Origin of the sequence: Qipengyuania thermophila (assembly GCF_004153605.1) — a bacterium.
Taxonomy (GTDB): domain Bacteria; phylum Pseudomonadota; class Alphaproteobacteria; order Sphingomonadales; family Sphingomonadaceae; genus Qipengyuania_B; species Qipengyuania_B thermophila.
Map to the genome: position 1 here is coordinate 612,352 of NZ_SDSI01000001.1, position 22,678 is coordinate 635,029.

The following is a 22,678-nucleotide window of genomic DNA, read 5'->3' on the forward strand; positions in this document are numbered from 1 at the left end:
CACCCCCCGGCGCCGGCAGAGAAGCGAACCCTCAGGCCGACAGGGCCGCATGGCGTCCCTCCCCCGGCATGACCAGCCGGAGCCAGCCAAGCGCGAAAAGATACGACACCGCGGCAAACAGGAACAGCGGGGTGTAGCCGATCTGCGCCGCCAGCACCTCGCCCGCCACCCAGACCATCGCCATGCCGCCGATGTTGCCGAAAAACGCGCCGAACGCGGTCACGCGCCCGACCTTGGCGCGGGGCACGACGTCGGTGATCGTGCCGAAGATGCTGAGCGAAAAGCCTTGATGCCCGGCCAGCACCACGGCCATCATCACCGCCACGGCCCAGAAACTGTCGAGCTGAAGCACCAGCGGAACGGGCAGAACCACCAGCGCCGAGGTGAGCATCACCGACTGCCGGACCTGACGGGCGCTCCAGCCGCGCGCCAGCAGGCGGCCGGAAATCCACCCGGCGAACAGCGCCCCCAGTCCCGATCCGGCGTAGGCGATGGCGAGCGGCAGCGCGAGCTCCTGCGTCGACAGGTCATAGGTGCGGCGGTAGAAGTCGGGCAGCCAGAAGGCGAGCAGCCACCAGGTCGAATCCGACAGCGCCTTGGCGATGACGATGGCCCAGGTGCGCCTTTCGCGCAGGATCGGTCCATAGGGGCGGCCATCATCGGAGAAGTCGAGCGCGGGATCCTCGGCCCGGTCGGCGAACACCACGCCGCGCGCCGCGATCCACCAGAGCGCCAGGATCACGAACCCTCCCAGACCCGCGAACAGCAGGGCGCCGCGCCAGCCATAGCTCGCCGCGAGCACCGGGATGAAGAAGGGGAACACGATGGTGCCGAACGCCGCGATCAGCGTGCCGACCCCGATGGCCAGGCTGCGCAGCCGCGGTCCGAACAGCGTCGCCACCGTCTTGATCGTGAGCGGCGTCTGCACCGCCTCCGTCGCGCCCAGCCCGAGCCGCGCCGCCACCACCTGCCACCCGCTCACGGCCCAGCCATGCGCCATGGCGGCAAGGCTCCAGGCCGTGACGCCGACCGCCATTGACCGCCGCACGCCCAGCCGGTCGATCATCCAGCCGGTGAACAGGAAGGAGCAGGCGGCGGCGAACTGCGTCACCGCCGCCAGCCGGCCGAAATCCGCATCCGACCAGCCGAACTCTGCCGACATGTCGGGCTTGAGGATGGCGATGATCGGCCGGTCCATGGCGTTGAAGATGCCGGCCGCGCACAGCAGGCCGAACAGGAGCCAGGCCCGCCACGGCCGCACCACGCCGGTCAAGCGTCAGACACCGAGCGGGGCATGGTCGAGCCGGGGCAGCACATGGCGGGCGAACAGGTCCGCCTCGGCGGCGTGGGGGTATCCGGACAGGATGAAGGCGTCGATGCCTTCCGCGCGGTACGCCTCAAGCTTGGCAAGCACCTGGTCCGGATCGCCGACGATCGCCGCGCCGCAGCCTGACCGGGCGCGGCCGATGCCCGTCCATAGATTCGCCTCGATATAGCCGTCCTGCCGCGCCGCCTCCTCGCGCAGCTCTGCTTGACGGGCGACCCCGGCAGACTGGCTGTCGAGCGACTTCGCGCGGATCGCCTCCCCCGTGGCCGCGTCGAGCCGCGACAGCAGCCGGTCGGCCGCGGCCCGCGCCTGTGCCTCCGTCTCGCGCACGATGACGTGCACGCGGAAGCCGAACCTCAGCGTTCTTCCGAAGCGGGCGGCGCGCGCACGCAGATCGGCGACGATGCCGCGCACGCCTTCCAGCGTGTCTGGCCACATCAGATAGACGTCGCATCCTCGCGCCGCCGCGTCCCGAGCGGCCGGAGACAGGCCGCCGAAATAGAGCGGCGGACAGCGTCCGGAAAGCGTGCCGACACGAGGCGGATCGAGGTCGAAGGACCAGAATTCGCCGCGGTGAGACAGGTGTTCGCCGTTCAGCAGGGTGCGCAGGATGTGCATCGCCTCGACCGTGCGGGCGTAGCGCGGTTCGCTCGCCAGCGTTTCGCCGGGCAGGTCGCTGGAGATGATGTTCACCGTCAGCCGCGGCAGGCCGCCGATCATCCCCAGCATCCGGTCCAGCGTCGCGATCTGACGGGCAAGCTGCGGTGGCCAGCTTTCTCCGACCCGCACCGCCATCAGCATCCGGATGCGCCGGGTGAGCGCGGCCATGCCGGCGACGAATGCGGTCGTGTCGATGCCGAGCTGGTAGCCCGAGGGGCACAGGATGTTGTCGAACCCGCCGGTCTCGGCCTGAAGAACGATGTCGCGGCAATGGTCCCAGGACGACTGCAGCCGCGCGTCCGGCATGCCCAGAAACTCGTAATCGTCATCGCACAGCGCCGCAAACCAGCTCACCTCGCATGGTTGCAGCGCCGTGGTCATGGCAAAGGCTCCCCCGTTCCCGCCTGCAGCACCGCGTACCACTGTTCGCGCGTCCATTCCACCTGCAATGCCGCCGCTGCGCCCCGGATGCGTTCGGGCTGCTGGCTACCGACGATGGGGATGACGCGGGCGGGATGCACCATCAGCCAGCTCAGCGCGGCAGCGGTGGCGTCGGCGCCGAAGGCGGCACCCTGCCGGGCGAGAAGGTGCCCCGCCGGATTGCCGTCCGCGAGCAGCCGGCCTCCGCCCAGCGGCGACCATGCCAGCACCGCCATCCCCTCGGCCATCGCCTGATCGAGGGTGCCGTCGTACAGCGGCGCCGCGCGGAGCGGCGAAAACTCGGGCTGAGTGGAAACGATCGGCAGGTCAAGGAAGGTCTTGAGCGCCGTCACCTCGGCGGGGGCATGGTTGGACACGCCGAGCGCCCGCACCTTGCCAGCCTCGACCATCCGCGTCAGCGCCGCCGCAACCTCCTGCGGATGGGTGAGGAAATCCCGGCGGTGGATCTGGTAAAGCTCCACGCGCTCGGTCCGGAGCCGCCGCAGCGATGCCTCCAGCGCCTGCGCCAGATAGCTGGCGGCCGAATTGTAGGGGACCGGCGGGGTGATGCCGCCCTTCGTCGCCAGCACCACCTGCTCGCGCAGGCCGGGCGCCTCGGCGAAGGCCTCGCCCAGCAACTCTTCCGCGCCGCCGAAGCCGAGCGGCGACCCGTAGCCGTAGATGTCGGCCGTGTCGAACAGGGTGATCCCGGCATCGAGGGCCGCGTCGATGCGCGCGCGCACGGCCCGCACGTCGCCGTCGAGCCGCCACATCCCCCAGGCCAGCGGGCTGATGGTGATGCCGCTGGAGCCGAGCGGGCGAGGCTGGCGCGGCGGGACAAGTTCGGTCATAGCTCGCCTTGTAGAGCCTCAGGGGGAAGACAGGCAATCATGCGCTACGGCATCGTCGGAACCGGCATGATGGGTGTGGAGCACATCCGCAACATCCTGCTCCAGGAAGACGCGCAGATCGTGGCGCTGGCCGATCCGGTGGACACCTCGCTCGGCTGGGCGAGGGCGGCTCTTGGCGATGCCGCCGGCGAGGTCGTGTGCCATGCCAGCGCCGCGGAGCTGGCGCGCGCGGCGCCGCTCGATGCGGTCGTGGTGGCCTCGCCCAACCACACGCATCGCGCGGTGCTGGAGCCGCTGCTCGACACCGATGCCGCCATCCTCTGCGAGAAGCCGCTCGCCACGACGGTCGAGGACGCGCGCTGGATCGTGGACGCTGCCGCCGGGCGCGCCGCGCCGTTCTGGTGCGGCATGGAATACCGGTTCATGCCGCCGGCCGGTGCGTTCATCGAGGAGGTTCACGGCGGACGGGTCGGCACGCTGCGCATGCTGTCGATCCGCGAGCATCGCTTTCCCTTTCTGCCGAAGGTCGGCGACTGGAACAGGTTTGCGCGCAACACCGGCGGCACGATGGTCGAGAAATGCTGCCACTTCTTCGACCTGATGCGGCTGATCGTGGGGTCGGAGCCGGTGCGGGTGTTCTGTTCGGGCGCGATGGACGTCAACCATCTCGACGAACGCTATGACGGCAAGCGCCCCGACATCATCGACAACAGCTTCACCACCGTCGAGTTCGCTAACGGCGCGCGGGCCATGCTCGACCTGTGCATGTTCGCCGAAGGGACAGAGCACCAGGAGGAGATGTCCGCCACCGGCGAGCGGGGACGGCTAGACGTGCTGATCCCGCCCGGCGATCTCGTGTGGAGCCCGCGCGTCCCGTTTGGCAGCCCCAAGGCGGTCGAGCGGCGGCATGTGCCCGTCGACGTCGCGGCGATGGCGGCCGGTTCCCATCACGGTGCCAGCTTCTACCAGCACCGGGCCTTTGCCGCCGCGGCGCGCGGCGAGGCAGAGGTGCAGGTGTCCGCCGACGACGGGCTTCGGGCCGTTGCAATGGGCGTTGCCGCCGAAATCAGCGCGCGCGAGCACCGCGTGGTGATGATGGAGGAACTTGGCCTGTGAACGGCGGGCAGGCCCGCCGCGACGGGTCGGACGTGCTGATCGTCGGCGGCGGCGCTTCGGGCACCCTGCTCGCGCTCAACCTCCTGCGGTCGGGTACGCTCCGCGTGACTTTGGCCGAGCGGGTGGACCGCCAATGGGCGCGCGGCATCGCCTACTCGGCGGCCGATCCCGTGCACCTTCTCAACGTCCGCGCTGGCGGGATGAGCGCCTTTCCCGACGAGCCGGCGCACTTTGCCCGCTGGCTCGAAGCCCGTGCGGCGGGCGCTGCGGACAGCTTCGTGCCGCGCACCCTCTATGGCGATTACCTCGCCGACCTGCTCGAGGGGGCACAGCGTGCGCAGCCGGACCGGCTGCACCGGCTCGGCCGGGCCATCACTGCACTGGAGCCGGTGCCCGGCGGGTGGCGCGCGCATGCGCCGCCATGCGCGCCGATGGTCTTTGCCCATGCGGTGCTGGCTCCCGGCAATTTCGCCCCGCTCGCCCCGCCCGGTCTCGACCCTGCCGCGCTGGGCGCGGACCTGTATTGCGGCGACCCGTGGAGCGACACGCTGGCGCAAGGACTGGCCGCGGGGGACACGGTGCTGCTGCTGGGAACGGGGCTGACCGCCATCGACGCGGCGCTGCTGCTCGCCGCGCGGGGGTTTGCCGGCACCGTCATCGCCCTCTCGCGTCGCGGCCTCATGCCCCGCGCGCACGATCCGGCGCAGCCGCCGGTCGAGCTGCGGCGCGATGTGCCGGCAGGACCGCTCTCCCGGCTGGTGCGGGAGGTCAGGGCCGCCGCGGCACGGCAGGGATGGCGGGGCGCCGTGGATGCGCTGCGTCCGGTGACACAGCCCCTGTGGGCCGCTGCCGACCCCGCCGCCAGACGCCGCTTCCTGCGCCACCTGCGGCCCTACTGGGACGTTCACCGGCACCGCGTGGCGCCCGAGATCGCCCGGCGCGTGGCGGAGATGGAGGAAAGCGGGCGCCTCAAGGTCGCTGCCGGCCGGCTGCTGGCGACCGAGGCGCAGGGACGTCACGTGGCGGTCACGTGGCGCGCCCGCGGCGGCGGCGAGCCACAGCGCCTGCGCGTGCGCCGCATCGTCAACTGCACCGGCCCGCAGGGCGACCTGCGCCGGACAGACGATCCGCTGCTCACGCAGATGCTTGCCGAGGGGCACATCCGTCCCGATCCACTCGACCTCGGCATCGACGTGACGCCTGCCCTGCAGGTCATCGGCCGCTCGGGATCGCCGGTTTCGGGACTGCACGCCCTCGGCCCGGTGACGCGCGGAACGTTCTGGGAGACGGTGGCCGTGCCGGACATCCGGGTGCAGGCGCAGACGCTCTCCGTCCGCCTTGCCGGAGCCGAGGTTCCCGCTGTCTGAGGCGGCCTGCGCCGCCGGCTCTGCTCAGCGCGGCAGGGCGTACACCACGACGTGATCCCCCGGAGTCGTCTCGAAACGGTCATGCCCCGTGGCGGTGACGGCGACATACTGGCGGCCGTTGTGCTCGTAGGTCATCGGCCCGGCCTGCCCCCCGGCGGGAAGCCGTCCCTGCCACAGCAGCCGGCCGGTGGCCGTCTCGAAGGCGCGCAGGAAATTGTCCTGCGCGGCGGCGATGAAGGTGACGCCGCCGGCCGTGACGAGCGGCCCGCCCAGATTGGGGGTGCCGGTCGGGATTTTGAGACGGGTCGGAATGCCGAGCGGACCGGTGTCGAAGCCGGTGCCGAGCGGCTTCGACCAGACGAGTTCCCCCGTGTCGATGTTGATGGCCGAGATGAACCCCCATGGCGGCGAGTTGCAGGGCATGCCGAGGACCGACAGCCAGGTCGGCCGGGTCACGCCGAACGGCGTGCCAAGATGCGGCGCGATCGCCTGATCCGGCCGCGACCCGCCGGACCCGATCGCCTTGTCCTCCACCTCCTCGCGCGGGTGAAGCACCACCGAGTTGGGAAAGCGGGTGTTGTTGACGATCAGCAGCCGCCGCACCGGGTCGAAACCGCCTCCGCCCCAGTTCATGCCCCCCACCGTGCCGGGGAACAGCAGCATGCCCGCCTTCTCGGTGGTGGGCGGGGTGAACATGCCTTCGTAGCGGTGCCGGTGGAAGCTGATCCGGCACAGCGCGGCGTCGATGGGCGACAGGCCGAAGGCGTGGCGGGCGTCGATCTCCTCCGGCTCGCGCTGAGGGATGCCGCCGATGTTGGGAAAGAAGCTCGACTGCGGCTGCCATGGTGACACCCAGTCCCCGGGCGCCGGCCCTTGCGGCGTCGGGCGGCGCTCGACCGGGCGCAGCGGCTGACCGGTGAGCGCGTCGAGCAGGAAGATGTTGCCCGTCTTTGTCGCCTGCATGATCGCCCGTCGCGGGGCTCCGTCGATCACCACGTCGAGCAGCATCGGCGCGGCGCCGGTGTCATAGTCCCACACGTCGTGGATGACCGTGGTGAACACCCAGCGCGTCTGCCCGGTTGCGAGATCCACCGCGACCACGGCGTCGGTGAAGCGGTCCTCCTCGGGCGTGCGGTTGCCGCCCCACTGGTCGGCGCCGGCGTTGCCGGTGCCGATGAAGGCAAGGCCCAGCCCCTCGTCCGCGGTGATGACGTTCCAGGCGTTGGGGGTGCCGCGCGGATAGATGGCGCCCGGCGCGAGGGGCGCCTGCGGATCTGGGCGCAGCGCGTCCCACGCCCAGCGCAGCTCGCCGGTCACCGCATCCCAAGCCCGCACGACTCCCGACGGAGCGTCGCGCCGCTGGTTGTCGCTGACCTGCTGTCCCAGGATCAGCAATCCGCCCGCCACCGTCGCGCCCGAGGTGTTGGAGGCAAAGCCGTCGGCCCGCAGACCCATGCCTTCGGTCATGTCGACCGTGCCGCCATTGCCGAACGAGCGGCAGACATAGCCGCCAAGCGCGTCGAGAGCGATCAGCCGCCCGTCGGCGGTGGCGACGAAGATGCGCCGGTGGCAATTGCTGCCCTCGCGCGGCACCGGGCCGATGACGCCCGGCACCGCGGGCATCCGCGACACCGCCTCATCCCGTCCGGCGGGATCGCCGTCATCATGGTAAGCGACGGCCCGGCAGGCGGCGGTGAACAGCGGCTCCTTGGCGCGGGACGGAACCTGCGGATCGAATTGCCACACCGCTTCTCCGGTGGCGGGGTCGAGCGCGAACACCTGGTTCGACGGCGTGCAGACGTAGAGCAGGTCGCCGATCTTCACCGGCGTGTTCTGCGACGAGTAGAACACCCGCCCTTCGGCCTCGTTGGTGTCGCGGGTCCGGAACGTCCATGCCTCCTCGAGATCGGCGACCGTGTCCGTGTTGATCTGGCTGAGGGTGGAGAAGCGGCGATTGGCGCTGGTGCCTCCGAAGGTGCCCCATTCCGCGCCCGCCTCGCCTCCTGCGCCGGGTGCCACGGGAGCAGACAGGGCAAAGCGGGTGGCAGGCGCCTGCGTCCGCTCCCACAGCGCCGCAAGGAGCGCCACCACCGCGACAAGCGCCGCCGCCACGCCGCCCAGCGCCCAGCGGCGCGCCGCCGCGCCCGGCGGCACCCGCCAGAACAGGTAGGCAAGGCCGGTCGCCACCACGAGCGCGGTGACAAGACCGGTGCGCCCCGCGAGATCGATGATCCATGCGGGCATCCACCCCTTGCCGGCGATCTCGACCAGCGCCCAGATGCCGGTCAGGACCACCGCGCCGCCCAGCAGCGCCAGAGCCGGCAGATGCCGGTCGCGCCACGCCAGCACACCCCCCGCCAGCAGCAAGGCTCCGGCGACGAGGTAGTACCACGTCCCGCCCATGGTGACGATCGCCACGCCAAGCGCGAAGGTCGCCAGCCCGAGCAGCGCAAGAAGCGCCGCCAGGGCAAGATAGGTCCAGCGCCAGCCGCGCCGCTGGCGCTCGCGGCGTGCCTTGGGAAGGGCGGGAGCGGAAGCGGCGTCGGCGGTGGTCATCGGTCAGCCTCGCGGGTCAGCCTCGGACAGGAGGTGGAAGGGAGCGCAGTTCACAGGCACACGCTGGTGAACACGACCGGGATCCCGGTCCAGACGGTTGCAACAAGGCCGCCGATGGCGCTGACGAGCGCGACGAAGCGCAGCAGGCGGGTCATGCCGGGGACCAGCGCGGCGCCGCCGAGGCGCCAGCACAGCCACCCCAGAACGGCGATGAACGCCAGCCAGATGGCGCAGAGCAGCACCTGCGCGAGCGAGGTTCCTGCCACGCCGATGGTGTTCCAGCGGTAGGCGCAGGACAGCCCCTGGACGCCGTAGAGCACGGAGAACGCGACCGCCCAGACGATCCAGCCTGTCGTGCTGGCCAGCAGCGCCCGGGCGGTGGCGGCCGGCGCGCTCACGGTCCCGCGACCCATGGCGCACCATGGATGACGAGGAGCGCCAGCGAGCCGGCAAAGGCGGCCCACGCCTGCCAGTGCAGCGTCACCCGCAGATCCAGCGTTCGCGCCGGCGAGACGAAGCCGCGCTTCACCCGAGCCCAGCAGAACAGCGCCATGATCGCCGCGACGGCGCAGTGGAACGCGCCATAGGCTGCCAGCAGCGCCGTCACCGAGGCGTAGGCGTGTCCCGAGGGCGGAGGAGCGAGCCACAGCGGCACCAGCGCCAGCATGACGCCACCGAAAATCTGCCCGGCCGCCGCCGCGAGCAGGGTGCCGCTGACCGAAGCTGTCCGGCCCGCGGACATCGCCAGCGTCGCCCGGCGCATGGCTGCCCAGCCGCCGATCACGCCGAGGAGGCCGAGCGCCAGGTTGGCGCTGTTCGGCTCCAGCAGGGCCGGCGGCGGCCAGCCGGGTGCGATGGTCCACAGATAGGCGTAACCGAACAGCAGGGATCCGAACAGCGAGGCGTCGGCGGTCAGCGTGAACAGGCTGCCCCAGTGACCCGGCGCCTCCCGCACTTCGGGATGGGGCGGCAGCACGAGTCCGGCGCCCGCGTCCTGCGCGCCCTCGTCCTGCCGCTGGCCGTTGTTCCATGCCCAGACGAGGAACAGCACCAGCGCCACCGCGACCCCCGCAAGGCTCAGCAGATACTGCTTGAGCAGGATGCCGAGGAAGAACGCCCCTGTCGGCAGCGCCGCGAAGAGCGGCAGGAACGTCGGTCCGGGCAGCAGCACGACCTGTTCGGCCGCGCCGCTGACCATGTCGACGCCGATGGTTTCCCGCCGCTCGCCGCGCCGGCGCCCGAGCGCGCCCTCGCCCCGCGCCAGCCGGACGGCGAGATCGGGATCGGCCTGCAGCGGGTCGCGTCCGGTGACGAGCGGCAGGCTGGCGAAGTTGTAGGATGGCGGCGGCTTGGGCCCGGCCCATTCCAGCGTGCCCGCGTTCCACGGATTGCGGCGCGCTTTCTCGCCCGACAGGAACTGCAGCACGACATCGACCAGCACCAGCGCGAAGCCGATGGCCGACAGGAAGCCGCCGATGGAGGAGACGAGGTTGAGCCCGGTCCACCCCATCTCGGCCGGGTAGGTGTAGACCCGGCGCGGCATGCCGAGCAGTCCCGTCAGATGCATCTGGAAGAACGTCAGGTTGAAGCCGATGAAGTTGAGCCAGAAGGCAACCTCGCCCAGCCGGAACAGACGCCGCCGTCCGCTGACCAGCGGCAGCCAGTAGTACAGCCCGGCCAGCAGCGGAAACACGAAACCGCCGACCAACACGTAATGGAGATGGGCGACGATGAAGTGGGTGTCGTGCACCTGCCAGTTGAACGGCACCACGGCCACCATCACTCCGGAAAGGCCGCCCAGCACGAAGATGGCGAAGAAGCCGAGGATGTAGAGCATGGGCAGCCTGAGCTGCGGGCGGCCCTGCACCATGGTCGCCAGCCAGGCGAAGATCTGGATCGCGGTGGGCACCGCCACCAGCGTGCTCGCGGCGGAGAAGAAGGCCAGCCCCATGTGCGGGATGCCGGTCGTGAACATGTGATGGACCCACAGCCCGAAGCTCAGGAAGCCGAGGCTGATGGCCGCCGCGACCACCCAGCCGTACCCGACGATGGTGGTGCGGCACAGCACCGGGATCAGCGTGGAAAGGATCCCGGCCGCGGGAAGGAAGATGATGTAGACTTCCGGATGGCCGAACAGCCAGAACAGATGCTGCCACAGGATGCTGTCGCCACCCCGCGCCGGATCGAAGAACGCCCATCCGAACGCCCGCTCGATCTCGAGCATCACCGACCCCAGAACCAGCGGCGGAAAGCCGATCAGGATCATGAACACCGCCACGAGCAGATACCACGCAAGGAGCGGCATGCGCGACAGGCTCATGCCGGGCGCGCGCAGCTTCAGGATCGACACGGCGATCTCCACCGCCCCGGCGATCGAGGAGACCTCGACGAAGGTGACGCCGATCAGCCAGACGTCGGCGTTGATGCCGGGCGAATAGGGCTGCGACGAGAGCGGGGTGTACATGAACCAGCCGGTGTCGGGCGCAAGGCCGAGCAGCATGGCGACGATGAGGATCGATCCGCCCGACAGGTAGCACCAGTAGGCGTAGGCGCCGAGCCGCGGAAACGCCATGTCGCGCGCGCCCAGCATCTTGGGCATCATGTAGATGGCCAGCCCTTCCAGCGCCGGAATGGCGAACAGGAACATCATCACCGTTCCGTGCATGGTGAAGAACTGGTTGTAGGCGGCCGGACCGGCAAAGCCGCTGTGCGGGGTGGCGAGCTGCGCCCGGATCAGCATGGCGAGAACGCCGCCGATCAGGAAGAACACGAAGGAAGTGACCAGAAACCGCTTGCCGATGTCGGTGTGGTTGGTCGCCGCCAGCCGGCCCCAGCCGGACGGGGTTCTGAACAGCGGGTCGAGCTGCTTGTGCAGTCCTAGCGCCGTCACCCGTCCGCCGCTCATCGCCCGCCCTCCAGCAGCGCCGCGGCCTGCTCCGTCTCCGCCTCCGTCAGCGGGCCGGCATGGAGCCGCACCCACGCGCGCAGCGCCTCGCCGGACAGCGCGTGCAGCGGGTGGCCGGGGGGCCAGGCGCGCGCGGACACGCCCGCAAGGCCCGGTGCGCCGGTGCCGTCGGCGTGACAGGCGGCGCAGTTCGCCGGCCACGGCGCGGCCTCGCTCCGCAGCCGCGCCAACGTCGCCGCGTACTCCTCGGGCGGGTGGGCGACCACGGTGAAGACATTGGCCGCGTGGCCGACGCCGCAGAATTCGGCGCAGCGGCCCTGGTACCGTCCGGGCGCCGCCGCCCTGATCCGCAGCACGTTCTCGAAACCGGGCACGGCGTCGAGCTTGCCGGCGAGTTGGGGCACCCAGAAGCTGTGGATCACGTCGGCGCTGGTGATCCGCACGTCCACGTCCCGCCCGGCAGGAATGTGCAGCTCCGTCGCCGTCACCGCCCGTCCCGCGCCGAGATCGGGATGGGTGAACCGCCACCAGAACTGATGCGCCCGCGCCTCCACCGTCACCACCTCGGGCGCGGGATGAGGCAGCAGGCGTTCGCCCACGATCAGCGCCGCCGCCGTCAGCACGCCAAGTACGCCCAAGGGGAACAGCAGCCCGCCGCCGACGATCCAGCGCGCCGCGTTGACGGTGGAGGCGGCGTGCCGGCGGCGCCATGCCAGCGCCAGCAACACGGCGACCAGCGCCGTGATGGCGGCCGCGCCGGCGAGCATCACCCACCACAGCACGGCGATGGCGCGCGCCGAAGGCCCGCCCGGCTCAAGCGTCGACAGCGGCGCGGCGCACCCGCCCAGCATCGCCGCGGCGGCAAGGGTGGCGTGCGCGCCCGCCCTTCTGTACGCTGGTCCCCGCCGCACACCAGTCCGGAGACGACCATGGCCCGCAAGCCGCACCAGCTGCGCGACCCGTTCCACGACAGCGATCACTACTACATGACCGACTCGTTCGTCGCGGTGGCCGGACACCCGCTCCACGCGATGTCGGTGGCCTTCCCCATCGCGCTTGCGTTCGCCACGCTGGGCGCGGACGTGTTCTACTGGTGGACGGGCGATCCGTTCTGGACCCGCGCGGCGCTCTACTCGAGCGGGTTTGGCTTCTGGCTGGGCGTCGCGGCCGGCATCACCGGCACCGGCGAGCTGGTGTTCGGCCCCGGCATCCGGCGGCGGATCGCGGTGTGGACGCATTTCATCGCGGCCGTGACCCTGCTGTCGATCATGGGCGCCAACTGGGGTCTGCGGATCGCCGATCACGAAGCGGCGGTGCTGCCCTACGGCATCCTGATGTCGCTCCTCGGCGCGGTCATGACCGGATTTGCCGGGTGGCACGGAGGCAAGCTGGTGTTCGACCATCAGATCGGTGTCTCCGCCGATCCGGGGAAGGGCTGACCGCGCGGTTCGAGCAGCCAGTCCGGCAGCGCGCCGCCGTCGAGCGGCGGCTTGGCCAGCACGAGGGCGAGGATCAGGGCGATCACGGTCACGGCCGCCGTCATCAGCGCGCCCGCCCCGAGCCAGCCCATCGCCGGACGGTGATCGGCGTATTCGAGCAGCAGGTGCCCCTGAAACGCGTGCAGCGCCACCATCAGCGCCACCACCGCCAGCTTCAGATACATCCAGCCGGTGAACACGTCGCGGGCGAAGATCAGCGCCGTGCCCGCCACGACCGCGACGATCGCGGCCGGCGTGACTGCGCGCACATAGATGCGGCGCACGAAATACCGCAGGGCGCCGAACTCCTCCTGCGTGCGCACATGAGCGTGCTGCACCAGCAGGGTGGGCAGCGCGATCAGCCCCGCGCTCCAGATCACCAGTGCGGCGATGTGGAGGGCCTTGAGGATCGCGATCACGCGGCCAGCCGCCAGCCGCGCGCCCAGCCCCGCAGCAGCAGGGCCAGCGCCGCACCATAGGGGATGGCCCCCGCAACCCACATGATCAGCCCGCCAAGCTGCTGATCCGTAACCGGCCCGAGGCCCCAGGGCGCGGTGGTGGCAAGGTGCGGCGCGTAAAGCGGTTCGGGCGCAAAGGCGAGGATGGCGCCGAGAAGGCCCATCTGGGCCACCGTCCCCACCAGCGCCAGCGTGGTGGCCAGAGGCTGCGCCTGCGCATCGAACACCGCGCGCCAGAACAGCAGCGCCGTGGCCGCAAGGCTCGCCTGCATCGCCCAGTACACCGCCGGATCGGCCAGCGCCGCCGCATAGGGTGGCGGCGCGTGCCAGAACCAGAACACCGCCACATGCGCGACCGCGGCGATTCCGACCGGCACGCGCCCGCCCGGCACACCGCGCCAGCCCCATGCCAGCAACGGCATGGCGACCGCCACCAGCAGGAGGTGGTGGACCACGCGGGCGGAGAACAGCGCCACCGTCAGGGCGCACAGCGGCGACACGAAGATGATCGCCAGCACGACCCAGCCCGCCACAAGGGCGCGACGGTCTCCCTTGCCCAGCGCGATCCCGCCCAGGAGCAGCGCCAGCCCCACCAGCAGCGGCGGATCGAAGTTCCAGCGCGTCGCCAGCAGCAGCGGTGTCGGCGCGATGCCGCAGTAGGTGATGGGGTCCGGTGGCATTGCTCCGGTGCTCCTTTGATCGCCCGTTCCGTGCGTTGCCCGAAACTGTGACGAACCAGGGGCGGGAAGTCCACCCCCGCCCGTGCCGAGCGCCGGCGCGGCCTAACCGTCGGCGCAGCGGCGCTGCCGCAGACGTTCGTAAAGGATGCGCGTTTCCAGCAGGTTGGCGATCCGCAGCGCCACTTCGACGACGTCAAAGGGCTTGGTGACAAAATCCTTGGCGCCCAGCGACAAGGCGCGCCGCCGCGCTTCGACGGCGGTGTCGGCAGTCAGCACCAGCACGGGACGGAAGTCATCGGCGCGGCTGTGGCGGGCGAAGGCCTCCAGCAGCTGGAATCCGTCGACCTCCGGCATCATGAGATCGAGCAGCACGAGGTCCGGCTTCAGGTCGACAAAGGTGTCGAGCGCCCGGCGCGGGTCGGTCAGCGCATGGATGTCGCGATAACCCTCCCGCTCCAGCACGCTGCGCAGCAGCAGCACGTTGGCCTCTTCGTCGTCGATGACGAGGATGCGCCGCGCCAGGATGTCGGCGCCGCTGACCAGATCCATCACCCTGTCACACCTCCGTCTCCTCGGATCGCCGCGGAGCCGGGATGTCGGGCGGGGCGAGCGGCAGGGTGAACCAGAACCGCGCCCCGCGGTCGGGACGCTCGTGCGCCATGGCGCCGCCCATCGACTGCACCATGCTGCGCGACAGGGCAAGGCCCAAGCCCGTGCCCTCGACATTCGAGCGCCGCTCCTGGCCCAGCCGGTCGAACGCGGTGAACAGCCGCGGCGCATGGGCGGGGTCGATGCCGACCCCGTCATCCTCCACAATGATGCAGGCGCTTGCGCCTTCCTGCCGCGCCGTCAGCGTGACGGTGGTGCCGTTGCCGTGATACTTGGCCGCGTTGGCGAGCAGGTTGAGGATCACCTGCACCACCCGGCGCCGGTCGGCCACCACCCGCAGGGGTCGTCGAGGCGGGTCGACCGTCAGCCGCAGTCCGGCCCCCGCCACGATGGGCGCGGCGAGACTGGCAGCCTGACGGCACACGGCCTCGAGGTCGAGTGCTTCGGCGCGCAGTTCGGCGCCGCCGGCCTCGATCGCGGAAATGTCGAGCAGATCGTCGATCAGCGCGAGAAGATGGCGGGCGGCGGCCATGATGTGGGTGACGGCCGCACGGTGGCGCTCGGGCAGGTCGTCCGCGTCCAGTTCGAGCAGCTGACCAAAACCGAGGATGGCGCTGAGGGGCGTGCGCAGCTCGTGGCTGGTGCGGGAGAGAAAGACGCTCTTGGCGTCGCTGGCCGCCACCGCCTCCTCCCGCGCCAGCCTCAGCGTCTCCTCGGCCCGGTGCCGCTCGCTGATGTCGCGGGTGACCTTGGCGAAGCCGCGCAGGGCGCCGTGCTCGTCGCGCAGGGCGGTGATCACCACGTTGGCCCAGAATCGCGACCCGTCACGGCGCACGCGCCAGCCCTCGTCCTCGGCGGTGCCGTGCCGCCTTGCCTGCGCCAGCATTTCCGCCGGGCGGTGCGCACGGGTTTCGGGCGGATAGAACCGGCTGAAATGCTGGCCGAGGATCTCTCCTGCGCGCCAGCCCTTGATGCGTTCGGCACCCTGGTTCCAGCTGACCACCAGACCGTCGGCGTCAAGGGCGAAGATGCCGTAGTCGCGGACCTGGTCGACCACCAGGCGAAACCGCTCCTCGCTCTCGCGCAGGGCGTGCTCGCGGGCGCGCAGCAGGGCGCTCGCCCGGGCAAGGCGCTGGGCAAGCCGGCCGATCTCGTCCGACTCGGCCGGCTGTTCGCCAAGCGCCTCGCCCCGCGCGAGGCGGGTCGCGTTGTGCTCCAGCACCCTCACGCGCCGCACGATGCCGGTGGAGAACAGGTACACCGCGGCCAGGCTGCCCAGGAGGCCCAGCACCGCGCTGATGGCGGTGACGACCAGAAACCGTCCGCGCACGTCCTCCACCCTCGCGGTGCGCTCGGCGAGAAGCACGCTTTCGCGCTGCTGGAGAGCGTCGATCTCCGCCCGCATGGCGTCGAGCACCTGCGTGTTCGCCCGCAGCGCGCGCCGCAGCTCCGCGGTGTCCGGCGATCTCTCCGCGAGGGCCGCAATCTGGCGCAGCCCCTCCTGCTTGCGGGCGGTGAGACCGCGCAGGCGCTCGAAACGGGCGCGCACCTGCGGATCACGGATCGCGCCGTCGAGCCGCGCCATGGTGGCCGGAAGCTCCGCCTCTGCCTGCCGGTACCGGTCGAGAAACTGCTCTTCGCGGGTCAGGGCATAGCCGCGCACACCCGCCGCCGCTTCGGCGAGCAGGGCGTGGACCCGATGGGTGTCGCGCTGGATGGCAAAGGCCCGGCGGACATCGTCCTCGGCCTGCACCTCCGCGGTGCTGGCGCCGTAGAGGGAAACAAGCGCCGCCAGCAGCACCAGCAGCGGCACGGCCACGACCACCACCCCTTTGAAGGTCAGCGGCCGGTCCGTCCACAACCGGGTGGGGAGGCGAAAGGGTGCAGGCATGGCGGCGGACGGCGCCTTCAGCCGCCGGGTGCGTGACGCGCTGCCAGCACGGCCGCCTCGGTCCGGTCGGCCGCACCCAGCTTGGCGATGATCCGCTCGACATGGGCCTTGACGGTTGCCGGGCTGATCCCGAGGCTGCGGGCGATCTGCTTGTTCGTCATGCCCCTGGCGATCAGGCCGGTGACGTCCAGCTCGCGCGGCGTCAGCATGTCCGCGGGAGCACGCACCGCCGCCGCCGCAGGCGGTGCACGCATGGCGGCGCCCACCAGCCCGAGCGGCACGGCGAGGCGCCCCTCGGCCACCTGCCGGATGGCCGCGCGCAGCTCGTCGAGCCCGGTGTCCTTCAGCACATAGCCTGCCGCCCCCGCGGCCAGCGCCTCGCGGACATAGGCGGGCAGATCGTGCAGCGTCAGCATCAGCACCCGGCTCGGCACGTCCAGCTCGGCGATCTGCCGGGTGGCTTCAAGGCCGTCCATGCCCTCCCCGAGGCGGATGTCCATCAGCACGACGTCCGGCACGAGCGTCCGCGTCATCGCCACCGCCTCCTCGCCGGTGGCCGCCAGCCCGACCACCGCGATGCAGCTGTCGCTGAGAACTGCGGCCAACCCCTCGCGGGCCAGCTGATGGTCGTCGGTGATCAGCACCCGGATCGGGGGCTGGCCGGTCATGACACCGGCAGGCGCGCGGTGACGCTCACCCCCTTGCCCGGCGGCCCGCACCAGTCGAGCGAGCCGCCGATCATGGCCATGCGCTCCTTCATCCCGTCGATGCCGAGGCGCGCCCCGCCGGCGTGACCGCGCGCCGGGTCCGGCATCGGCTCATCGCCGGCCCCGGCCCCGTCATCCGTCACCCGCAGCACGACCCCTGTGTCGTCCCGGCGCAGCACCACCGCAACCGCCGCCCGGCCGGCATGCTTGCGGATGTTGGTGATCGCTTCCTGGGCCACGCGGAACAGCGCCGTTTCCGCCGCACCCGTCAAAGCGCAGCGCAGCGGTTCGACCGTCATAGCGACCGTGTAGCCGTCCTCCTGAAGCTGCTCGGCCAGCGCCTGCACCGCCGCCTCGAGTCCGAGGTCGTCGAGCAGCGTCGGTCGCAGGCCGGCAATGACCCGGCGCAGTTCGCGCACCAGGCTCCGGGCGATCTGGGCCGGGCTTGCCTTGTCCTTCCCGCCCCCGACACGCTGATCCGCGGCGTCGAGCATGCGGAACAGCGCGGTGGCGGTCTGCGCAACTCCGTCGTGCAGGTCACGCGCCACGCGCCGCCGCTCTTCCTCCTGCGCGGCCAGCACTTGTCCCACCAGGCTCTCCAGCCGTCCCTCGCGTTCGCGGAGCGCATCGAGAAGGGCCGAACGCTCGTCATCCCGCCTGATCCGGTCGAGCGTGGTGCCCATCAGCTCGAGCAGCAGGGCCGCCGCGGCACGGTCTTCGGCATCGGCGATGTCCGCCAGCCTACCCACGCCCCGCAGTTCCAGCCGCGCTAGCACGGCATCGGAACGGCCGGGCGCGGCAACGGCCAGCCCGCTGGCTGAGGGGTCGAGGTGGAGACGCGCCTTCGAGACGCCGACGAAGAGCGCCAGCCGCTGCGCACAGCGTTCCAGAACGGGTTTCGCGGTGTCGCTCGTGACACCGGCCAGCTCGCGTCCGGCTTCCGTCAGCAGGCGCAAGCGTGCCGCGCGGGCCTCGGCGGCACGGTAGAGCGCGCGAAGCTCGGCCACATTGTCGAGCGGCAGCGGCACGGGTGCGGGCGTGGACTGCATGGGCGCGGTTTTATCGCCCCGGGCAAAGCGTGCATAGGCCGGGCGGCCTAGGCCGACCCGCCGTCCAACCGGCTGATGCGCGCAGATCGGGCCGTTTCTAGCTGAGGTGCGTCCATCGCAAGGCTGCCAGGGATTGCGCCCGGCGGCCGTTCAAGGGGTTCTTCGATGATGCTTGCCAGACCGCTTGCCGCTGTTTCCGCGCTGTCCCTCGCCGCGCTTGCCGCGTTCCCCGCCACGGCGCAGATGCAGCCGCGTCCGACCACGGTCGAGACGGACCGCGCCGAGGTCATCGCCCTCTACGCACCCATCACTGTCGCCGAGGTCGAGGCGGCGCAGAAGGCGTGGGGCGACGCGCTGGTCGCCATCTCCACCACGCATGACCGCGAAGGGCACGCGGCCGCTCGGCGACTCGCCGAGCAGGTCATCGACAGCGCCTATGCCTATGACATGGGCAAGGTGCTGTTCAAGCCGACGCTGACCGTGGCGCCGCAGACCTTCCGCACCGACCGCGAAGGGGCGCTCGCCTATTTCGTTGGCGGCAACAGCCGGTTTGCCGGCGACACCGGCTTTGCCCTTGGCAGCTGGCGGCAATACGCCGTGGAGAATGCCGGCATCGTCATCACCGGCAACACCGCCATCTCGATGGGCAACGTGACACTGACGAACGCGCGTGGCGAACAGACCACGGTCGACAAGACGTGGGGCTTCGTGCGCGGGCCGGACGGACGGCTGCGGATCATGCTGCACCATTCGTCGCTCCCCTACCGCCCGAACTGAGGGCGCGGAACGGGCGATGGGTCCGGGTGGCGGTCGAAGGCGGCTGCCGCCCGGAGCATGCGCGCGGGAGCGGGGGCGTGACGCTGCCGCCCGCATCCGCTCCGGCCCTCGCGAAAGGGCCTTGAGCTATCCGTCCGCTGGCGTCAGGGAGCCTGCGCATGCGTCTTCTTCTGAACACCGCCATCGCCGCCCTCGCCTGCACCGCCGCGCCGCTCACGGCCGGGGACAGCGACTTCGAATTCTGGCTGAACCCGTCGGCAAGCTGGGAGCTGGACAGCAACACTGACCTCGAGGTCGAGACGGCGCAGCGGTTTCGCGATTCGCGCCGCGGGCGCGTCGACACCTATTTCGCCCGCCTGTGGATCCATCAGGGTATCAGCGACGCCTTCACCCTCAGCGGCGCGTTTGAAAAGAGGATCAACGACGGCGGACGCGACGAGACGCGCCTCATCCAGCAACTGAGCGGACGGCACGGCGTGCTGCGGACCCGCCTGCGCTTCGAGCAGCGTTTCATCGAGGACGCCGACCGCCTCGCGCTGAGGCTGCGACCGCGCCTAGGTGTCTCGGTGCCGCTGGATGCGGACGGGCGGTGGAGTTTCGATTCCAACGCCGAGCTGTTCTTCACCCTGCGCGGAACCAGCGCCAGCAGCGACACGGGCCTGACCGGGCTGCGGACCCAGATCGGCGTCGGCTACGAGGTGAACGACCGCCTCGCGCTCAGCGCCACCTACCTGCGGCAGCAGGACATCGCCCCCGGTAAACCGGACACCATCGGCCACGCGCCGGTGATCGGCGTGGAGCTGTCGTTCTGAGCGGCCGTCCTCTAGGGTATCATTTTACCGTTTCCAGGAGGGGCGGTTTTCCTTGACTTTTGCGCTCTCGCCGAACACATGAGCGCCCGTTGCGGGGCGCCCGGCGGGCGCGCGCCGCGCGCGAGTCACTTGTTTCGACGGGCGGCCTTGTGTCCGGTCCGGGCGGAGCACAAGAGCACGGGAACATTCAGCCATGAAGGCGCTGCACAAGACCACGCGGTCGATCAAGCCGGCCGAGGTCGAGAAACAATGGCATCTCATCGATGCGGAGGGGTTGGTCGTGGGCCGGCTGGCCAGCATCGTCGCCAACATCCTGCGCGGCAAGCACAAGCCGAGCTACACACCCCATGTGGACTGCGGTGACCATGTCGTCGTCATCAACGCCGACAAGGTGCGCTTCACCGGCAACAAGCTGCAGGACAAGCGCTACTACCGCCACACCGGGCACATCGGCGGGATCAAGGAGACCTCGCCGGCCAAGGTGCTGGAAGGCCGCTTCCCCGAGCGCGTTCTGGAGAAGGCGGTCGAGCGCATGGTGCCGCGCGGACCGCTCGGCCGGCGTCAGATGAAGGCCCTGCACCTGTATGCCGGAACCGAGCACCCGCATGGCGGGCAGAACCCGGTGACGCTCGACGTTGCCGCAATGAACCGCAAGAACAAGGCGAGCGCATGATGGCTGACCAGGCAACAACCGTGTCCAATCTGGCGGACCTCAAGACCATCGCGGGCGATGCGCCCGACGCGCAGTTCTCCGGCGACACGCCGACCGCGCGCGGCAGCGACACTCCCCTGCGGGAGCAGCAGCTCGACGCGCAGGGTCGCGCCTACGCCACCGGCCGCCGCAAGGACGCGACGGCGCGCGTGTGGATCAAGCCGGGCAAGGGCACCTTCACCATCAACGGCAAGGACCAGGCGGAGTACTTCGCCCGTCCGACGCTGCGCCTCGTCATCAACCAGCCTTTCGCCATCACCGAGCGGGAAGGCCAGTACGACGTGATCTGCACCGTGAGCGGCGGTGGCCTGTCGGGGCAGGCCGGTGCGGTGAAGCACGGCATCAGCCAGGCGCTGGCCAAGTTCGAGCCGGCGCTGCGTTCGACGGTCAAGGCGGCCGGCTTCCTGACCCGCGACCCGCGCGTGGTGGAACGCAAGAAGTACGGCCGGGCCAAGGCGCGTCGCTCGTTCCAGTTCTCCAAGCGCTAAGACCGCACACGGCGGACGGCCGCCGCAGCGGTGTTCGGACAGGGGCGGCCCGGGCAACCGGCCGCCCTTTCCTGTTGCAGCGCAAAGGGCGTCGTCAGTGCACAGGCGGGTCGACCGCCGGAACCGCGCCCACCGGCGCCACCGGTTCGCCGGGCTGGCGCGGCGGGAGCGCATCCTTGGGAACGTCGTCGATCTGCATGTCGGCGGTGGGGACCGCGTCGAGCGTTCGGACCCGGACATGAAGCCGCGCGCCGTCCCAGTGCAGCTCGTTGAACGACGGCGGCGTCGAGCGGAGCCTCTGCGACAGGGTGCCGGCACCGATCATGCGGACAGACCCGCTTCCCGTCTGCTCCTCAAGGTCGAAGGGGTCGTGGACATGACCGCTCAGCACACCCACCACCCCGCGCGAGGCCAGCGCCTCCAGCGCGGCGGTGCCGCCATGCGTCAGCAGCCGGCCTTCGCGGTCCCGTTCGACCAGCGGATGATGCGCCGCGACCAGCGTCCGTGTTCCGGCAGGCAAGGCGTCGATGCGGGCAAGGCACTGCGCCAGCGCCCGCGGCGTGATCCAGCCTTCCGACCACGGCCAGCGCGGCTGCCAGCGGCGCACGGTCTTGAGCGGCACGATCGCGAGGTTCGGCAGTTCGATCACCCGCTCCACCGTGCTCCGCACCCGCTGGAACCGGCGGTAGGGATCGACGAATCGCTCCACCGGGTTGAAGTACGGAAGATCGTGGTTGCCCACCTCCACCGTGACCGGCAGATCGAGCGCATCGATCCAGGCGGTCGCGGCGCGGAACTCGCGGTGGCGGGCGCGCATGGTGAGGTCGCCGGTGATCACGACGGCGGCCGGGCGCAGCCGCTCCATCTCGGCGCGCGCCCATGCCAGCGCCCGGCGGTCCTCCAAACCCCAGTGAATGTCGGAAATGTGGAAGAGCAGCGTTCCGTCAGTAGCCATGGTCACTCGCCAGAAACAGGGTGGGGTGTTCCACCAGCGTGAAAGCGGAACGGTCCGCAACCTGATGCGCCTCGCCGTCGAGGAGGACGTCGATCGGCGTGCAATCCGCCTTGGCGAGCGACACCTCGTCGACCAGCCCGAGCCGGTCGTGCGGACCGGAGCGGAACTCGCGTCGCAGCAGCGCCCAGCCTTGGGCGAGGTAGTCGCCGAGCCCTTCCGCATGGTAGGCGTCGATCTGGATCCCGCGGTGCGTCGGCATCAACTTGAGCAGAGGATACCCCTCCTCGGCGCCGAGCGGCGGCTCCAGGCAGCGCACGCCCGGTCCCGCGGTCGTGACGCCGATGGCCTCGCTCGCCGAACCGGCAATCGCGGCCAGATCCCTTTCGCGCATCGCTTCACGGACCGCCTGCCAGCTGGCGCCGGGTCCGGCGAGCAGGTCGACGAGCGCGATGCCGGCGTCGGTGGCGATGACCTTCAGCGGGACCGGGCGCATGGCGCCCCGGCCGAAGCGGGCAATGATCTCGCCGGCATCGGCTTCGCCATGCAGGCGCTGCGCCAGCAGGTTCTTGGTCCCGCCGGGCAGAACCAGCACCTGCCCCTCCCACCCGTCAAGCGCGCCCACCATTGAATTGACGGAGCCATCGCCGGTGTAGATTGCCAGAACCGGGTTTCCGGTCTCCGCGAGCGTCTCCGCTGCGGGCGCGGCATCGTCGGGAAAGCTGCTGACCCGCACCGTCTCCACCCCCGCCGCGGCGAAGGATTGCAGCAGCCGTTCCTGCGAATCGGCCGCGTTGCTGCCGCTGCGGCTGTTGGTCACGAGCCAGACTCTGCGGTGCGCTGCTGCCATGACGGGTGTTACC

General features: G+C 70.7%; 22 protein-coding genes. 7 read left to right on the forward strand and 15 right to left on the reverse strand.

From position 1 onward, the window contains the following. Positions 1-31: 31 nt before the first annotated feature. Genes ETO60_RS02860 through ETO60_RS02870 form a run of 3 tightly spaced genes read right to left on the reverse strand, consistent with a single transcriptional unit; the run spans position 32 to position 3,258 of the window. Positions 32-1,264 carry an MFS transporter gene (locus ETO60_RS02860; protein ID WP_234026318.1) on the reverse strand — a complete coding sequence of 411 codons (1,233 nt, stop codon included), beginning with the start codon at positions 1,262-1,264 and terminating at the stop codon, positions 32-34. A 12-nt stretch (positions 1,265-1,276) separates the two neighbouring features. Next, positions 1,277-2,368, reverse strand: coding sequence for an LLM class flavin-dependent oxidoreductase (locus ETO60_RS02865; RefSeq protein ID WP_130002488.1), 1,092 nt, complete (start codon positions 2,366-2,368; stop codon positions 1,277-1,279). Then, a complete protein-coding gene (locus tag ETO60_RS02870) occupies positions 2,365-3,258 on the reverse strand; it encodes an aldo/keto reductase (protein WP_130002490.1) in 894 nt (297 codons plus the stop codon). Before ETO60_RS02870 ends, ETO60_RS02865 begins: the two co-directional genes overlap by 4 nt. A gap of 39 nt (positions 3,259-3,297) precedes the next feature. Here ETO60_RS02870 and ETO60_RS02875 point away from each other — a divergent pair, with 39 nt between their 5' ends. Continuing rightward, positions 3,298-4,374, forward strand: coding sequence for a Gfo/Idh/MocA family protein (locus tag ETO60_RS02875; protein WP_130002491.1), 1,077 nt, complete (start codon positions 3,298-3,300; stop codon positions 4,372-4,374). After that, positions 4,371-5,741, forward strand: coding sequence for an FAD/NAD(P)-binding protein (locus ETO60_RS02880; protein ID WP_130002493.1), 1,371 nt, complete (start codon positions 4,371-4,373; stop codon positions 5,739-5,741). The genes ETO60_RS02875 and ETO60_RS02880 overlap by 4 nt, the downstream gene beginning before the upstream one ends. A 24-nt stretch (positions 5,742-5,765) precedes the next feature. Here the strand turns inward: ETO60_RS02880 and ETO60_RS02885 are convergent, their stop codons facing one another. Genes ETO60_RS02885 through coxB form a run of 4 tightly spaced genes read right to left on the reverse strand, consistent with a single transcriptional unit; the run spans position 5,766 to position 12,053 of the window. Further along, positions 5,766-8,297, reverse strand: coding sequence for a pyrroloquinoline quinone-dependent dehydrogenase (locus ETO60_RS02885; protein ID WP_130002495.1), 2,532 nt, complete (start codon positions 8,295-8,297; stop codon positions 5,766-5,768). 50 nt (positions 8,298-8,347) lie between these two features. After that, a complete protein-coding gene (locus ETO60_RS02890; protein WP_130002497.1) occupies positions 8,348-8,695 on the reverse strand; it encodes a hypothetical protein in 348 nt (115 codons plus the stop codon). Further along, entirely contained in the window at positions 8,692-11,202 is a 2,511-nt protein-coding gene (ctaD, locus tag ETO60_RS02895) for a cytochrome c oxidase subunit I (RefSeq protein WP_130002498.1), read from the reverse strand. The genes ETO60_RS02890 and ctaD overlap by 4 nt, the downstream gene beginning before the upstream one ends. Then, complete coding sequence (gene coxB, locus ETO60_RS02900) at positions 11,199-12,053, reverse strand: cytochrome c oxidase subunit II (RefSeq protein ID WP_130002500.1); 855 nt, start codon at positions 12,051-12,053, stop codon at positions 11,199-11,201. The genes ctaD and coxB overlap by 4 nt, the downstream gene beginning before the upstream one ends. A 78-nt stretch (positions 12,054-12,131) precedes the next feature. Between coxB and ETO60_RS02905 the strand changes: the two genes are divergently transcribed. Continuing rightward, positions 12,132-12,641, forward strand: coding sequence for a DUF2231 domain-containing protein (locus tag ETO60_RS02905; protein ID WP_130002501.1), 510 nt, complete (start codon positions 12,132-12,134; stop codon positions 12,639-12,641). Here the strand turns inward: ETO60_RS02905 and ETO60_RS02910 are convergent. From ETO60_RS02910 to ETO60_RS02935, 6 genes are all read right to left on the reverse strand, one after another. Further along, entirely contained in the window at positions 12,605-13,099 is a 495-nt protein-coding gene (locus tag ETO60_RS02910; protein WP_199798818.1) for a CopD family protein, read from the reverse strand. The genes ETO60_RS02905 and ETO60_RS02910 overlap by 37 nt on opposite strands. Then, positions 13,096-13,818, reverse strand: a complete 723-nt coding sequence (locus tag ETO60_RS02915) for a cytochrome c oxidase assembly protein (RefSeq protein ID WP_130002503.1) — start codon at positions 13,816-13,818, stop codon at positions 13,096-13,098. Before ETO60_RS02915 ends, ETO60_RS02910 begins: the two co-directional genes overlap by 4 nt. A 102-nt stretch (positions 13,819-13,920) precedes the next feature. Further along, a complete protein-coding gene (locus ETO60_RS02920; RefSeq protein WP_130002504.1) occupies positions 13,921-14,367 on the reverse strand; it encodes a response regulator in 447 nt (148 codons plus the stop codon). A 7-nt stretch (positions 14,368-14,374) separates the two neighbouring features. Then, positions 14,375-16,318: a sensor histidine kinase gene (locus tag ETO60_RS02925; protein ID WP_130002506.1), complete on the reverse strand. Its 1,944-nt coding sequence runs from the start codon at positions 16,316-16,318 to the stop codon at positions 14,375-14,377. Between the two features lie 17 nt (positions 16,319-16,335). Then, positions 16,336-16,986, reverse strand: coding sequence for a response regulator (locus ETO60_RS02930; RefSeq protein WP_130002507.1), 651 nt, complete (start codon positions 16,984-16,986; stop codon positions 16,336-16,338). Then, a complete protein-coding gene (locus tag ETO60_RS02935; protein ID WP_130002509.1) occupies positions 16,983-18,074 on the reverse strand; it encodes a sensor histidine kinase in 1,092 nt (363 codons plus the stop codon). Before ETO60_RS02935 ends, ETO60_RS02930 begins: the two co-directional genes overlap by 4 nt. A 168-nt stretch (positions 18,075-18,242) precedes the next feature. Between ETO60_RS02935 and ETO60_RS02940 the strand changes: the two genes are divergently transcribed. From ETO60_RS02940 to rpsI, 4 genes are all read left to right on the forward strand, one after another. Beyond that, positions 18,243-18,851 carry a phosphoribosyl-AMP cyclohydrolase gene (locus ETO60_RS02940; RefSeq protein WP_130003047.1) on the forward strand — a complete coding sequence of 203 codons (609 nt, stop codon included), beginning with the start codon at positions 18,243-18,245 and terminating at the stop codon, positions 18,849-18,851. 158 nt (positions 18,852-19,009) lie between these two features. After that, positions 19,010-19,663, forward strand: a complete 654-nt coding sequence (locus ETO60_RS02945; RefSeq protein WP_234026287.1) for a DUF2490 domain-containing protein — start codon at positions 19,010-19,012, stop codon at positions 19,661-19,663. A gap of 193 nt (positions 19,664-19,856) precedes the next feature. Next, complete coding sequence (gene rplM / locus ETO60_RS02950) at positions 19,857-20,336, forward strand: 50S ribosomal protein L13 (protein ID WP_130002511.1); 480 nt, start codon at positions 19,857-19,859, stop codon at positions 20,334-20,336. Next, entirely contained in the window at positions 20,336-20,863 is a 528-nt protein-coding gene (gene rpsI, locus ETO60_RS02955; RefSeq protein WP_130003051.1) for a 30S ribosomal protein S9, read from the forward strand. The genes rplM and rpsI overlap by 1 nt, the downstream gene beginning before the upstream one ends. Before the next feature lie 94 nt (positions 20,864-20,957). Here the strand turns inward: rpsI and ETO60_RS02960 are convergent, their stop codons facing one another. Next, positions 20,958-21,818, reverse strand: a complete 861-nt coding sequence (locus tag ETO60_RS02960) for a metallophosphoesterase family protein (RefSeq protein ID WP_130002513.1) — start codon at positions 21,816-21,818, stop codon at positions 20,958-20,960. Next, positions 21,808-22,635, reverse strand: a complete 828-nt coding sequence (locus ETO60_RS02965) for a diacylglycerol kinase family protein (protein WP_165362094.1) — start codon at positions 22,633-22,635, stop codon at positions 21,808-21,810. Before ETO60_RS02965 ends, ETO60_RS02960 begins: the two co-directional genes overlap by 11 nt. Positions 22,636-22,678: the final 43 nt, after the last annotated feature.

Excerpts from the sequence above, each read along its gene's own strand:
- rpsI (WP_130003051.1), top strand. The coding sequence starts at position 20,336 with ATGGCTGACCAGGCAACAACCGTGTCCAATCTGGCGGACCTCAAGACC.
- ETO60_RS02930 (WP_130002507.1), bottom strand. The coding sequence starts at position 16,986 with ATGACCGGCCAGCCCCCGATCCGGGTGCTGATCACCGACGACCATCAG.
- ETO60_RS02870 (WP_130002490.1), bottom strand. The coding sequence starts at position 3,258 with ATGACCGAACTTGTCCCGCCGCGCCAGCCTCGCCCGCTCGGCTCCAGC.
- ETO60_RS02945 (WP_234026287.1), top strand. The coding sequence starts at position 19,010 with ATGCGTCTTCTTCTGAACACCGCCATCGCCGCCCTCGCCTGCACCGCC.
- ETO60_RS02960 (WP_130002513.1), bottom strand. The coding sequence starts at position 21,818 with ATGGCTACTGACGGAACGCTGCTCTTCCACATTTCCGACATTCACTGG.
- ETO60_RS02875 (WP_130002491.1), top strand. The coding sequence starts at position 3,298 with ATGCGCTACGGCATCGTCGGAACCGGCATGATGGGTGTGGAGCACATC.
- coxB (WP_130002500.1), bottom strand. The coding sequence starts at position 12,053 with ATGCTGGGCGGGTGCGCCGCGCCGCTGTCGACGCTTGAGCCGGGCGGG.
- ETO60_RS02935 (WP_130002509.1), bottom strand. The coding sequence starts at position 18,074 with ATGCAGTCCACGCCCGCACCCGTGCCGCTGCCGCTCGACAATGTGGCC.
- ETO60_RS02915 (WP_130002503.1), bottom strand. The coding sequence starts at position 13,818 with ATGCCACCGGACCCCATCACCTACTGCGGCATCGCGCCGACACCGCTG.
- ETO60_RS02940 (WP_130003047.1), top strand. The coding sequence starts at position 18,243 with ATGCTTGCCAGACCGCTTGCCGCTGTTTCCGCGCTGTCCCTCGCCGCG.
- ETO60_RS02920 (WP_130002504.1), bottom strand. The coding sequence starts at position 14,367 with ATGGATCTGGTCAGCGGCGCCGACATCCTGGCGCGGCGCATCCTCGTC.
- ctaD (WP_130002498.1), bottom strand. The coding sequence starts at position 11,202 with ATGAGCGGCGGACGGGTGACGGCGCTAGGACTGCACAAGCAGCTCGAC.
- rplM (WP_130002511.1), top strand. The coding sequence starts at position 19,857 with ATGAAGGCGCTGCACAAGACCACGCGGTCGATCAAGCCGGCCGAGGTC.
- ETO60_RS02885 (WP_130002495.1), bottom strand. The coding sequence starts at position 8,297 with ATGACCACCGCCGACGCCGCTTCCGCTCCCGCCCTTCCCAAGGCACGC.
- ETO60_RS02865 (WP_130002488.1), bottom strand. The coding sequence starts at position 2,368 with ATGACCACGGCGCTGCAACCATGCGAGGTGAGCTGGTTTGCGGCGCTG.
- ETO60_RS02905 (WP_130002501.1), top strand. The coding sequence starts at position 12,132 with ATGGCCCGCAAGCCGCACCAGCTGCGCGACCCGTTCCACGACAGCGAT.
- ETO60_RS02925 (WP_130002506.1), bottom strand. The coding sequence starts at position 16,318 with ATGCCTGCACCCTTTCGCCTCCCCACCCGGTTGTGGACGGACCGGCCG.